Genomic DNA, 12,589 nt, shown 5'->3' with positions numbered 1-12,589 from the left:
CTGGGTGTGCGGTTCGTGGCGTCTGCCATGAGCTGTTGTTGGTCGGCTGCGGCGTTCGTTGTGGCTGGTCGCGCCCACGCGGCGGAGCCGCATATCGACACAGTCCCGCGCCCCTTTGGGGCGCGTGCAATGAATCGTCGTGTGCCGGGGCCCATACGTCATGAATCGACGCCGGACGCAATGAAGTCGTCTTGTTGGGCGATCCGGAGGCAACGTACTGTTTTTATGCCCGTACTCCTCCTCCCAAGGTCTGCCATGCCGCCGCTGCGCACCGCTCTGCTCCAGAACTCCGGTCACCCCGGCGACCCCGCCGGTAACCTCAAGGTCCTCGACGAGGCCGCCGCCCGCGCGGCCGCCGACGGCGCCGGGCTGCTGGTCACCGCGGAGATGTTCCTCACGGGCTACGCCATCGGTGGCGGCGTACGGGAGCTGGCCGAGCCCGCGGACGGGCCGAGTGGCCGGGCCGTGGCCGAGATCGCCGCGACGCACGGGTTGGCCGTCCTCTACGGCTACCCCGAGCGCCACGCGGACGCGGTTCACAACTCCGCGCGGCTGGTGGGCGCGGACGGCACCGAGCTGGCCAACTACCGCAAGACCCATCTCTACGGCTGCTTCGAGCGGGAGTCGTTCACCCCCGGGGAGACCCCCGTCGTCCAGGCCACCATCGGCGAGCTGACCGTCGGCATCCTGGTCTGCTACGACGTGGAGTTCCCCGAGAACGTACGGGCCCACGCCCTGGCCGGGACCGATCTGCTGGTGGTGCCCACCGCGCAGATGCACCCCTTCGAGTTCGTCGCCGAATCCCTGATCCCGGTGCGGGCCTTCGAGAGCCAGATGTACATCGCGTACGTCAACCGCAGTGGCCGCGAGGGCGAGTTCGACTTCGTCGGGCTGAGCTGTCTGGCCGGGCCCGACGGCGCCACCTGTCTGCGCGCCGGGCGCGGTGAGGAGCTCCTCCTCGGCGACGTCGACCCCAAACTGCTGACGACCTCGCGCCGGATCAACCCGTATCTGCGGGACCGCCGCCCCGGGCTCTACACCTCCCTCGGCTGATCCGTCCGGCCCCTGCCGCACCCGAACCACCCCTTTGAGCACCAAGCAGCAAGGAGTCCGTACCCCATGACGTCCACGGTGCCCACCGCCGTCCATGACGAGCAGGAGGCGCAGGCGCTCGAGGCCCTGCCGCCCATCACCATGTTCGGCCCGGACTTCCCCTACGCCTACGACGACTACCTCGCCCACCCCGCGGGCCTGGGCCAGATACCGGCGACCGAGCACGGCGCCGAGGTCGCGGTCGTCGGCGGCGGTCTCTCCGGTGTCGTCGCCGCGTACGAGCTGATGAAGATGGGCCTGCGGCCCGTGGTCTACGAGGCCGACCGGATCGGCGGACGGCTGCGCACCGTCGGCTTCGACGGCTGTGACGACGAGCTGACCGCCGAGATGGGCGCGATGCGCTTCCCGCCGTCCTCCACCGCCCTCCAGCACTACATCGACCTGGTGGGCCTGAAGACCCAGCCGTTCCCCAACCCGCTGGCCCCCGAGACCCCCTCGACCGTCGTCGACCTCAAGGGCGAGTCCCACTACGCCCGCACTATCGACGATCTGCCGCCGGTCTACCGCGAGGTGGCCGACGCCTGGAACGCCTGTCTGGAGGAGGGCGCGGACTTCTCCGACATGAACCGCGCGATCCGCGAGCGGGACGTGCCCAGGATCAGGGAGATCTGGGCGCGGCTGGTCGAGAAGCTGGACAACCAGACCTTCTACGGCTTCCTCTGCGACTCCTCGGCCTTCACCTCCTTCCGCCACCGCGAGATCTTCGGCCAGGTCGGCTTCGGCACCGGCGGCTGGGACACCGACTTCCCCAACTCCATCCTGGAGATCCTGCGGGTCGTCTACACCGAGGCCGACGACCACCACCGCGGCATCGTCGGCGGCAGCCAGCAGCTGCCGCTGCGGCTGTGGGAGCGCGAGCCCGAGAAGATCGTCCACTGGCCCCAGGGCACCTCGCTGGCCTCGCTGCACGAGGGCGCGCCCCGCCCGGCCGTGACCCGGCTGCACCGGGCCGCGGGCGACCGCGTTGTGGTGACGGACGCGAGCGGGGACATCCGCTCGTACCGGGCGGTGGTCTTCACCGCGCAGTCCTGGATGCTGCTCTCCCAGATCGACTGCGATGACTCGCTCTTCCCGATCGACCACTGGACGGCGATCGAGCGCACCCACTACATGGAGTCCAGCAAGCTCTTCGTGCCGGTGGACCGGCCGTTCTGGCTGGACAAGGACGAGGTCACCGGGCGGGACACGATGAGCATGACGCTCACCGACCGGATGACCCGCGGCACCTATCTGCTGGACAACGGCCCGGACCGGCCCGCCGTCATCTGCCTCTCCTACACCTGGTGCGACGACAGCCTGAAGTGGCTGCCGCTGTCGGCGAACGAGCGGATGGAGGTCATGCTCAAGTCGCTCTCGGAGATCTATCCGAATGTCGACATCCGCAAGCACATCATCGGCAGCCCGGTCACCGTGTCCTGGGAGAACGAGCCGTACTTCATGGGCGCGTTCAAGGCCAATCTGCCCGGCCACTACCGCTACCAGCGCCGGCTGTTCACCCACTTCATGCAGGACCGGCTGCCCGCCGACAAGCGTGGCGTCTTCCTCGCGGGCGACGACATCTCCTGGACGGCGGGCTGGGCCGAGGGCGCCATCCAGACCGCGCTCAACGCGGTGTGGGGCGTCATGCACCAGTTCGGCGGCTCCACCGACCCGAAGAACCCCGGGCCGGGCGATCTGTACGACGAGATCGCGCCCGTCGAGCTCCCCGAGGACTGAGCCGGTCCGGGGCCCGCCTCAGCACGCGGACGGCAGCGGGGTGAGCAGAAAGCGCCCGACCAGACCCACGGTGGCGTCGACGCGCTCGGCGAACTCCTCGGCCAGCTCCGGCACCGCGCGCAGCCCCCACAGCGCGCGGAACGCCGCCCATGCGGCGTCCCGCGCCTTCTCCAGGCTCCAGGAGCCCACGAGATGGGTGAGCGGATCGGCCACGTCCAGCAGATCGGGGCCGGGCATCAGCTCCTCCCGGATCCGCTCCTCCATCCCCGTGAGCAGGGCGCCGATCCGGTCGAAGTCGCCCTCCAGGGCGTCCGGTTCGAGGTCCCGGGCCCGGCAGGTGTCCAGCAGCGCGAGCGCCAGGTCATGGCCGATATGGGCGTTGATCCCGGCGAGCGCGAACTGCACCGGGCGGACCCCGGGATGGCACCGCAGCTGGAACAGCGGCCGCCAGCAGGCGGGCGGCCGCCCGCCGGTCGTCACCGCGTCGACCGCCGCCAGATAGCGCTCGGCGAACCGCACATCCAGCTCCTCGGTGGCGGACGGGTCGTGGAAGTACCCGTCCGCGAGCCGCCGGCCGACCTCCTCGGTGACCGACAGATACACCCCGTTGAAGACCGCCACCCCGTCCCCCGGCGGCAGCGCCGCGCCGAGCGCGCTCATGCGCGCCACGACGCTTCTCACGGTGCGCGGTGCGAGCCGCGCGGGCGTGGGCATCGTCATGGACACCAGCGTGGCAGGCCGGACAGGCGCGGTCCCGCCGTACGCCGCCGCTTCCCCTGGACGGCCTAAGCGCTCCGCGGGAAGTGCCATGGGATGCCGTCGTGCCTCTGCGGCCGCATCGTGGCTGGTCGCCCACGCGGCGGAGCCGCACATCGACACGGCCCCGCGCCCCTTCGGGGTGCTGCCCGAACCGTAGTGGACTTCCTCCGACCTGCTCAGGGCCTGTCGTCAACTGGGGCGCCCGGCCGCGAGCAGGGCGTCCCCTCTGACGACCGGCCCTGACGCCCCGTCAACGCCGTATCACAGCACACCCGCGTCGCGCGCCGTCCACATCGACGGATACAGCGGCCGCCAGCCCAGCTCGTCGCGCAGCCGGAGGTTGGAGGTGATCCCGAACCACGGGTCCTCGTCGGTCCGCTCGGTCATGCCCTCGGGCAGCGGCACCCCGTTGATCTGGAAGAGCTCGACCGTGGTCGCCGGGGCGTCGTCCACGATGTTGTACTTGCGGCCCGACACCGAGCCGCCGGCCGTGCCGCCCGGGGCGCGCAGCAGCCGCAGCAGCGCCTGCGTCGCGTCCGCGTGGTGGACCATGGCGAGCCGCTGGTTCCCGGCCCATGCCGCCGCGTGCGGCAGGACGTTCGCCAGATGCGGATCGCCGTCCCCGTAGACGAAGGCCAGGCTGCCGATCCGCAGATCGAGGCCGTGCTCGCGGTGCAGCGCCAGCAGCTCCCGCTCCGCCTCCGCCTTGGAGGCGGGGTACGCGCCCCACAGCAGCCCGCCGGGCCTGCTCTCGTCGTCCTCCGTCAGCGGCCGCCCGCGCGCGGCGCCGTACACCAGATTGGTGCTGACCTGGAGGAACCGGCTCGTTCCGGCCTCGACCGCGGCCCGCCCGAGCGCCACCGCCGCGTCCCGGTTGACCGCCCACGCCTCCTCGTCCGGCACCCCGCGGAAGGCCGCCGCGATGTTGACCACCGCATGCGCCCCCTCCATGGCCCTCCGCAGATCCTTCTCCTCGCGCAGATCGCCGACCATGAGGTTCGCGCCCTGGGCCGCGAAGGGGGCGCCGCGTTCCTCGTCACGCACCAGCACCCGTACCTCGGTACCGGCCGCGCGCCGCTCCAGCAGCCGCTTGGTGAACCGCCGTCCCACCTGGCCGGTCGCACCCGTCACCAGAATCAAGGGCATGAGCTCCGCCTTTCGTCTCGTTCGTCGCTCGGCCCCAGCCTGCGGCGGGCGGGGCGGCGCCGGGAGAGACCTCCTCATCCAGGGATCCGCAGACCCTGGATACGGGACGCGGGCACGGCCACGATGGGAGCGTGCATCGAACGGAACTCGCCGACTTCCTGCGCCGCTGCCGCGCCCGCCTCGGCCCCGCCGAGGTGGGGCTGACGCCCGGCCCCCGACGCCGTACGCCCGGGCTGCGCCGGGAGGAGGTGGCCCAGCTCGCGGGCATGTCCCCGGACTACTACACCCGGCTGGAGCAGGCCCGCGGCCCGCGCCCGTCCCGCCAGATGCTGACCGCGCTGGCCCGCGCGCTGCGGCTCACCCACGACGAGCGGGACCACCTCTTCCACCTGGTGGGGGAGGAGCCGCCGCGCGACCGCAGCACCTCGGAGCATGTGCGGCCCGGTCTGCTCAGGGTGCTGGACCGGCTGTACGACACCCCGGCCCAGGTGATCACCGACTGGGGCGAGGTGCTGGCGCAGAACGCGATGGCGGCGGCGCTGGTCGGCGACATCATGGGGCGGCCGCCCGGCGACCGCAATATCGTCCGGTCCTTCTTCACCCGGCGCGACGCCGGCTCCGGCACCCCCGGGATCTTCCCGAGCGAGGAGCTCGAGGAGCACGCCCGGCTCCATGTGGCCACCCTCCGGGCCGTCTTCGCCGCCCGCCCCGACGACCCCGGCCCGGCGGGGCTCGTGGCCGAACTGCTGTCGGTGAGTGCGGAGTTCGCGGCGCTGTGGGAGGCCCATGAGGTGGCCGTACGCCACTCCACGGTCAAGCGGTTCACCCACCCGGTGGTGGGGACGATGGAGCTGGACTGCGAGGTCCTGCTGAGCTCGGAACACGCCCAGCGGCTGATCGTCCACACCGCCCGCCCCGGCAGCGAGTCCGCCGAGCGGCTGGAACTGCTACGGGTGGTGGGCCTCCAGGACCTCGCGCCGCGAGGATGAGGCCCGGGGAGGTTCCGCCCTTCCAGCCCCTCCGGGGGCACCTCCCAGCGGTAGCCGGGGGAGTCTGAGGAGCGGGGCCGGGGGTGGAGCCGCGCTTTCCGGCCCCTCCGGCGCTTCCAGCCCCTCCGGCGTTTGAGGAGCGGGGTCTGGGGCGGAGCCCCAGTTTCGGGAAGGGGCGGGAGGGGAGCAGCCCGCCGCAGGCGTCACGAGCCGACGGCCCCCGGGGGGCCTACACCGACCGCTCGTCGTCGTATTCGCTGGTGCCCGCGTCCAGCAGGGGCTCCTGCCGCTTCAGGTGTGCCGGGGCCAGCGCACGCAGCACGTGATAGCCGAGCAGCACCACAATCGTGCCGAGCGCAATCCCGCCCAGCTCGAAGTCGTTGCCGATCTTCAGGCTGACGCCGCCGACGCCGATGATGACGCCCGCCGCGACCGGCACCAGATTGACCGGATTGCGCAGGTCCACCTCGTTGTGCACCCAGATCTGCGCACCCAGCAGCCCGATCATGCCGTAGAGGATGACGGTGATCCCGCCCAGCACCCCACCCGGCACCGCCGCCACCACCGCGCCGAACTTCGGGCACAGCCCGAAGAGCAGCGCGAAGCCCGCGGCCGCCCAGTACGCGGCGGTGGAGTACACCCGGGTGGCCGCCATGACCCCGATGTTCTCGGAGTACGTCGTATTGGCCGGGCCGCCGACCGAGGTGGAGATCATGGTCGCCGCGCCGTCCGCCGCGATCGCCGTGCCCAACTGGTCGTCGAGCGGATCGCCGATCATCTCGCCGACCGCCTTCACATGCCCGGCGTTCTCGGCGATCAGCGCGATCACCACCGGCAGCGCCACCAGCACCGCCGACCAGTGGAAGGTGGGCCCGTGCAGGGACGGCAGACCGATCCAGTCCGCCTTGGACACCCCGGACAGATCCAGCCGCCAGTGGTCGGTGACCCGTCCGCTGCCGTCGATGGAGTGGATCTTGCCGAAGACACGGTCGAGGACCCAGGAGACCGCATAGCCGAAGACCAGCCCCAGGAAGATCGCGACACGTGACCAGAAGCCCCGCAGACAGACCACCGCCGCCCCGGTGAGCAGCATCGTCAGCAGCGCGGTCCACTGATCGGCGGGCCAGTACGTACCGGCGGTCACCGGGGCCAGGTTGAACCCGATCAGCATGACCACCGCACCGGTCACCACCGGCGGCATCGCCGCGTGGATGATCCGGGCGCCGAACGTCCGTACCGCCAGACCGCTCAGCAGCAGTACCCCACCGACCACCAGGATCGCCCCGGTGACAGCCGCGCTGCCGCCCCCCTGCGCCCTGATCGCGGCGGCCACGCCGACGAAGGACAGGCTGCACCCCAGATAGCTGGGGATCCGGCCGCGGGTCGCGAGCAGGAAGAGGACGGTCGCGACCCCGGACATCATGATCGCGAGGTTGGGGTCGAGCCCCATCAGCACCGGGGCGACGAAACTGGCCCCGAACATGGCCACGACGTGCTGCGCGCCGAGCCCCACCGTCCTCGGCCACGACAGCCGCTCATCCGGCTTGACGACGGCACCGGGGGCGGGGGTGCGCCCATCGCCGTGCAGGGTCCAGCCCACGCCGAGGCCCATGACTGCTCCACTTCATCGCTACGGGGGAATCGCAGCAATGTTAGTTGGCCGAAAATATGCGGCTTGCGGCTATGGGGGATCGGCTCCCGTGAAGTCATCGGCCAGTGACTGCGCCTCGGTGTAAGTGGGCAGGCCGGCGGCTTGATCGGCAGGGCCGGGGGCGTCCGGGTGGGCGATGGACCAGGCCAGCTCGACGGCATGGTCCAGGGCGGCCCGGAAGAGCAGCGAACCGCAGCTGATCCGCCGCACCCCGAGCTCCGCCAGCCGCTCATAGGTGTGGCGGCCGGGCGTGAAGAGGATGTTCAGCGGGGTCTCGCCGAGGTCGTCGGCCAGTGCGCCGATGTTCTGCTCATCGATGAGCGCGGGCACGAAGATCCCGTCCGCGCCCGCCCGCACATACGCCTCGATGCGTTCGGCCGTGGTGGCCAGCGAGGGCGGGGCGCCGCCACCGATCGCGGCGAGCCAGTGGGTGTCGGTCCGGGCGTTCACGAACAGCTCCGGCACCCGCTCCTTGACGGCCTCGATCATCGCGCACTGCCGGGCCGGCGGCGCGAGGGTGCCGTCGGGGCGTCCGTCCTCGATGTTCACGCCGGCCACCCCGGCCCGGTCCAGCTCGGCCGCGACCGCCGCGACCTCCTCGGGCCGGTCGCCGAACCCGCCCTCGATGTCGACGGTCACCAGCGCGGGGAGCCGGGCGATGCCCCGGGCGAGGGCGAGGGTCCCGTCGCGGGCGGCGCCGGTCGCGTCCGGCAGCCCGGCCGCCGCGGCCACGCCCAGGCTGGTGGTGCCGATGGCGGGGAAGCCGCGCCGGACGAGGGCGGCGGCCGAGGCGTGGTCCCACGCGTTGGGCAGCAGCAGGGGCCGGTCGCCGTGGTGGAGCCGGCGGAAGGCGGTGTGGCGGTCGGGGGCCGGGCCGTCGCTCGTATCGCTCATATCACCGACCGTACGGCCGGATCCTTTCGGTGCTCACCGAACCATGGCGGTGTCGGCGCCGATGCGTCGGACCTGGACTACCCCCGTGTCGGCCCGGGACCATCCCCGTGTCGGACCGGGAGCACCCCCGTGTCGGACCGGGAGCACCCCCGTGTCGAACCGGGACCACCCCTCGTCAGGAGAGCGTGGCCCGGGACGTCGACGGGTCGGGGTGCGGGGCCGAGCCCGTGGCGTCCCTCCCCGCCGGGGTCCGCAGCACCCCGGCCCCCGCCACCAGCCCCAGCGCCAACGTCGTGACCAGGCAGAACGAGATCGTCAGCGAGGTCAGATCCGCGATCGAGCCCATCGCCGCCGGAGCGATCAGCCCCGAGGTGTAGGTGATCGTGGCGACACCCGCGATGGCCTGGCTCGGGGCCGGGCCGCTGCGCCCGGCGGCGGCGAAGGCCAGCGGCACCACGACCGCGATGCCCAGGCCGATCAGGCCGAATCCGGCGATGGCGAGGGCGGGCCCGGAGGCGGTGACCACGAGGAGGCCCCCTGCGGTGGCGAGGACGCCGCCCGTCCGTACGGTCCGCACCGACCCGAAGCGGCCCACCACCGCGTCCCCGACGAGCCGGGCACCGGCCATCGTGCAGGAGAAGGCGGTGGTGCAGGCGGCGGCGACGCCGGGGGAGGTGTCCAGGACGTCGCGCAGATAGACCGCCGACCAGTCCAGGCTCGCCCCCTCCGCGAAGACCGCGCAGAACCCCACCGCGCCGATGATCAGCGCGGAGCGGGGCGGCAGGGCGAAGCGGGGCGGCGGATGTTCCTCGGGGGCGCTGCGCAGATCCAGGACCCAGTGGCAGGCCACCGCGCCGAGCACCGTGAGGACCCCGGCGGCGATGGCGAGATGGAGCCGGGCGTCGGCCTCGGCGTGTGCGGCGATCGTGCCCGCCGCCGAGCCGGTGAGCGCGCCGACGCTCCACATGCCGTGCAGCCCGGACATGATCGAGCGGCCGAGGCGGTTCTCGATCTCCACACCGAGGGCGTTCATCGCGACGTCGGCCATCCCGGCGGTCGCGCCGAAGATGAGCAGCGCACCGCACAGCCAGACCAGCCCGGGGGCGAGCGGGGGCATCACCAGCCAGACGGTCCACAGCGCGAGCAGTCCGCGCAGTGCCGCGCGGGCACCGAAGCGATGGCTGATCCGCCCGGCCAGGGGCATCGCGACCGAGGCCCCGATGGCGGGGAAGGCGAGCGCGAGGCCGAGTTGACCGGCGCTCAGGTCCAGCCGCTCCTGGATCCAGGGGATACGGGTGGCGAAGTTGCCGGTCACCGCGCCGTGCACGGCGAACACCGCCGCGACGGCGATCCGTGCCCGCCGTACCGTGCGCATCTCGGACGCCCCGGACCCCTTGAGCCTGCCCATACTTGTCGCCCCCTCCCCGTAGCGCCGACTCGTGTCCGTGCTTGTGCTCTGTGCCCGTACCCGTGCTTGTGCGTGCGCGGCCTGTGCCGTGGCCCACCGGAAACTATCAGGAAGGCTCCCTGATAGATAGAACTTTTCCGGTGGCCTTCTGGAAGGATCCCGACATGACCTCGACGAGCGTGTCCGTGGCGGGCCGCACCGCCTCTCCGAGTACGGCGCGGGCCATCAACGACCGCCTCGCCCTCCAACTGCTCAAGGACAAGGGGCCGTTGACCGCGGGGGAGCTCAAGTCGCTGACCGGGCTGTCCCGTCCCACCATCGCGGACCTGGTCGAGCGGCTGCGGCGGACCGGTCTGGTGGCGGTCGTGGGGGAGTCGGGGGCGGAGCGCCGGGGGCCCAACGCCCGGGTGTACGGGCTCGTCGCCGACAGCGCGCATGTGGCCGGGGTCGACGTCCGTACGGACGGCGTCGCCGTATGCGTGGCCGATCTGCTGGGCCGGACCGTGGCCGAGGAGTCGCTTCCGGTGGCCCCGGACGTGGATCCGGCGCACACCGTGGCGGCCGTGGTGGCCCTGGTGGAGCGGGCCGCCGAGCGGGCCGGGGCGGTGCGGCTGCACCACATCGGGATCGGGATGCCCGGCCTCATCGACCCCGCCACCGGGGAGCTCAACTCGCCGGGCGGGCTGCCCTCCTGGCACCGTGAGCTGGCCATCGCGCTGCACGGCGGCCTCGCGGCGCCGGTGCTGCTGGAGAACGAGGTCAATCTCGCGGCCGTCGCCGAACAGCGGCTGGGCGCGGTGCGCGACCGCGACACCTTCGTACTGCTGTGGCTCGGCCACGGCATCGGCGCGGCCGTGGTGCTCGACCGGGTGCTGCGGCGCGGTGCGTCCGGCGGCACCGGGGAGATCGGCTTTCTGCCGGTCCCGGGCACCGTGGGACTGCCCTCCGCCACCGGCTGCGACGGCGGGTTCCACTCCCTGGTGGGCAGTGCGGCGGTCTGTGAACTCGCCCGGCAGCACGGCCTGGAGACGTCGGCGGGCGGCTCCCGTGGGGACGGGAGGACGGAGGGTTCCGGCGCGGCGGAGGCGGTGATCCGCGCGGCCCTGGACGCGGGGGAGCGGGGCGAGACGTTCCTGGACGCGCTGGCGGCTCGGATCGCCCTGGGTGTCGCCGCGATCTGCGCGGTGCTCGACCCGGGGTGCGCGGTGCTCGGCGGCGAGGTCGGCCGGGCCGGGGGCGAGGGGCTCGCCCGGCGGGTGGAGGAGCATGTGGCCCGGCTGTCGCCGCTGCGGACGCGGGTGCGCGCGGGGGTGGTGGGCGGTGGCGGGGTGTTGCGGGGTGCCGTGCTGACGGCGTTGGACGCGACGCAGAACGAGCTGTTCGGCGCTCCGTAGCCCGTCGGCGCGCCGCCGCCGTGGGGTGAGTTCATTCCTGTGCGATCTCTTGTCGTGCCCATGGAGCCGCCTTACTCTGAGCCCGATCTCAATTCTGAATAGCGTTCAGCTATCTGATTGGAGTGCTCGATGGGTGCACCTCCAGCGGGACGCGGGCGGATCGCCCGGGCGATCGTCGCCGCCTCCGCCCTCCTGGCCGTCCTGGCGATCCCCGCCGCCCCCTCCGCGCAGGGCGCCGAGCGCGTCCGGCATTCCGGCCCGGTGCCCCGTACGGTGGTGCTCGACGGGCCCCGACTGTCCCTCACCAAGCTGAAACTCCAGCTCGGAGACCGGGATCTGCGGCGGACCGTACGCGATCTGACCACCCAGGCCGACCAGTGGATGAAGCAGGGCCCCTGGACGGTCACCGACAAGGACCAGGTGCCGCCCAGCGGCGACAAACACGACTACTTCAGCCAGGCTCCCTACTGGTGGCCCAGCCAGCCCAAGACCGAGGACAATCCGTACGGCTGCCCCTACGTTCAGAAGGATGGCCAACGGAACCCCGACGTGGACAAGATGACGGACCGTCCCGAGGTCGGGAAGGTCTTCGAGTCCGCCTACGAGCTCTCGCTCGCCTGGTACTACACCGGTAAGCGGGCCTACGCCGAACACGCCGCGGACATCCTGCGCACCTGGTTCATCACCCCGGCGACCCGGATGAACCCGAACCTGAACCACGCGCAGTTCATCCCCTGCAAGTACGACGGCCGCTCGATCGGGATCATCGACTTCTCCCAGGCCTTCACCAGCCTCCTCGACGCCGCCGCGCTCCTCGACACCGGCGCCCCCGGCTGGTCCGACAGCGACCACGCGGGCTTTCGCACCTGGAACAAGCAGTTCCTGGACTGGCTGGTGAACAGCGACTTCGGCAAGGAGGAGGGCGCCGCCGAGAACAACCACGGCACCTTCTACGACATGCAGGTCGCCGCCATCGCCGCCGCCGTGGGCGACCGGGACCGCGCCCGCCAGGTGCTCCGCGACGCCCGCACCAAGCGCATCGACACGCAGATCGCGGCCGACGGCACGCAGCCGCAGGAGCTGGAGCGCACCCGGAGCTTCCACTACTCGACCTTCAACCTGGTCGCGTACACCCGGATGGCCGCCATCGGGAAGCACCTCGGGGTGGACCTGTGGCACTACACCGGGCCCGGCGGCGGGAACCTCTTCAAGGCTGTGGACGTCCTGCTCCCGGCGGCCACGGGCGCCGCGTCCTGGCCGTACCCGGAGCTCGACTTCCGCGCCTACGCGGCGAGCGACATCGTCCATGCGGCGGCCGACGCGGGCGACCGCAAGGCCCGTGCGGCCCTGCCCAAGCTCCAGACCCCACCCGGGGGCGACCTATGGGCCCTGCGGCCGGCGGTGGAACAACTGGACAGCATCGCCCAGGGCTAACGACTCCATCCCCCCAACCCCGCCCCTCCCCGAACCGAGGGCAAGCCCCCGACCGCGGGGACCGCTCCGAACCGGGTCAGGGTCC

The 12,589-nt window shown here is 72.2% G+C and carries 10 protein-coding genes; 5 read left to right on the top strand and 5 right to left on the bottom strand.

Features of this window, described 5'->3' with window-relative positions:
* Positions 1–255 precede the first annotated feature (255 nt).
* The gene (locus ACT2CW_RS09020; RefSeq protein WP_037951705.1) at positions 256–1,053 is read left to right on the top strand and encodes a carbon-nitrogen hydrolase family protein; all 798 of its coding nucleotides are present in this window, start codon (positions 256–258) and stop codon (positions 1,051–1,053) included.
* Positions 1,054–1,119: 66 nt separating this feature from the next.
* On the top strand, positions 1,120–2,829 hold the full coding sequence (locus ACT2CW_RS09015; RefSeq protein WP_164425086.1) for a flavin monoamine oxidase family protein: 1,710 nt from the start codon (positions 1,120–1,122) through the stop codon (positions 2,827–2,829).
* Between the two features lie 18 nt (positions 2,830–2,847).
* Here ACT2CW_RS09015 and ACT2CW_RS09010 read toward each other — a convergent pair whose 3' ends face one another.
* Positions 2,848–3,549, bottom strand: coding sequence for a DUF5995 family protein (locus ACT2CW_RS09010; RefSeq protein ID WP_445516180.1), 702 nt, complete (start codon positions 3,547–3,549; stop codon positions 2,848–2,850).
* A gap of 300 nt (positions 3,550–3,849) precedes the next feature.
* On the bottom strand, positions 3,850–4,734 hold the full coding sequence (locus ACT2CW_RS09005) for an NAD-dependent epimerase/dehydratase family protein (RefSeq protein ID WP_445516179.1): 885 nt from the start codon (positions 4,732–4,734) through the stop codon (positions 3,850–3,852).
* A 131-nt stretch (positions 4,735–4,865) separates the two neighbouring features.
* Here ACT2CW_RS09005 and ACT2CW_RS09000 point away from each other — a divergent pair, with 131 nt between their 5' ends.
* Positions 4,866–5,723 carry a helix-turn-helix transcriptional regulator gene (locus ACT2CW_RS09000; protein ID WP_445516178.1) on the top strand — a complete coding sequence of 286 codons (858 nt, stop codon included), beginning with the start codon at positions 4,866–4,868 and terminating at the stop codon, positions 5,721–5,723.
* A 229-nt stretch (positions 5,724–5,952) separates the two neighbouring features.
* On the opposite strand, the gene ACT2CW_RS08995 is transcribed toward ACT2CW_RS09000, so the two are convergent.
* From ACT2CW_RS08995 to ACT2CW_RS08985, 3 genes are all read right to left on the bottom strand, one after another.
* Positions 5,953–7,335 carry a uracil-xanthine permease family protein gene (locus ACT2CW_RS08995; protein ID WP_445516177.1) on the bottom strand — a complete coding sequence of 461 codons (1,383 nt, stop codon included), beginning with the start codon at positions 7,333–7,335 and terminating at the stop codon, positions 5,953–5,955.
* A 69-nt stretch (positions 7,336–7,404) separates the two neighbouring features.
* Positions 7,405–8,268, bottom strand: coding sequence for an isocitrate lyase/PEP mutase family protein (locus tag ACT2CW_RS08990; protein ID WP_445516176.1), 864 nt, complete (start codon positions 8,266–8,268; stop codon positions 7,405–7,407).
* A 175-nt stretch (positions 8,269–8,443) separates the two neighbouring features.
* Positions 8,444–9,676, bottom strand: coding sequence for an MFS transporter (locus tag ACT2CW_RS08985; RefSeq protein WP_445516175.1), 1,233 nt, complete (start codon positions 9,674–9,676; stop codon positions 8,444–8,446).
* A gap of 164 nt (positions 9,677–9,840) precedes the next feature.
* On the opposite strand from ACT2CW_RS08985, the gene ACT2CW_RS08980 reads away from it, so the two are divergent.
* Together ACT2CW_RS08980 and ACT2CW_RS08975 are read left to right on the top strand one after the other, a co-directional pair.
* Positions 9,841–11,070, top strand: a complete 1,230-nt coding sequence (locus tag ACT2CW_RS08980) for an ROK family transcriptional regulator (protein ID WP_445516174.1) — start codon at positions 9,841–9,843, stop codon at positions 11,068–11,070.
* A 129-nt stretch (positions 11,071–11,199) separates the two neighbouring features.
* Positions 11,200–12,504, top strand: coding sequence for an alginate lyase family protein (locus ACT2CW_RS08975; protein ID WP_182469636.1), 1,305 nt, complete (start codon positions 11,200–11,202; stop codon positions 12,502–12,504).
* Positions 12,505–12,589: the final 85 nt, after the last annotated feature.

This window comes from Streptomyces sp. NEAU-174 (genome assembly GCF_052665095.1).
This window is presented reverse-complemented; position numbering and strand designations above follow the sequence as displayed.

Coding starts and splice junctions, on each gene's coding strand:
- ACT2CW_RS09005 (WP_445516179.1), bottom strand. CDS start 4,734: ATGCCCTTGATTCTGGTGACGGGTGCGACCGGCCAGGTGGGACGGCGG.
- ACT2CW_RS08985 (WP_445516175.1), bottom strand. CDS start 9,676: ATGGGCAGGCTCAAGGGGTCCGGGGCGTCCGAGATGCGCACGGTACGG.
- ACT2CW_RS09010 (WP_445516180.1), bottom strand. CDS start 3,549: ATGACGATGCCCACGCCCGCGCGGCTCGCACCGCGCACCGTGAGAAGC.
- ACT2CW_RS08980 (WP_445516174.1), top strand. CDS start 9,841: ATGACCTCGACGAGCGTGTCCGTGGCGGGCCGCACCGCCTCTCCGAGT.
- ACT2CW_RS09020 (WP_037951705.1), top strand. CDS start 256: ATGCCGCCGCTGCGCACCGCTCTGCTCCAGAACTCCGGTCACCCCGGC.
- ACT2CW_RS09015 (WP_164425086.1), top strand. CDS start 1,120: ATGACGTCCACGGTGCCCACCGCCGTCCATGACGAGCAGGAGGCGCAG.
- ACT2CW_RS08975 (WP_182469636.1), top strand. CDS start 11,200: ATGGGTGCACCTCCAGCGGGACGCGGGCGGATCGCCCGGGCGATCGTC.
- ACT2CW_RS08995 (WP_445516177.1), bottom strand. CDS start 7,335: ATGGGCCTCGGCGTGGGCTGGACCCTGCACGGCGATGGGCGCACCCCC.
- ACT2CW_RS08990 (WP_445516176.1), bottom strand. CDS start 8,268: ATGAGCGATACGAGCGACGGCCCGGCCCCCGACCGCCACACCGCCTTC.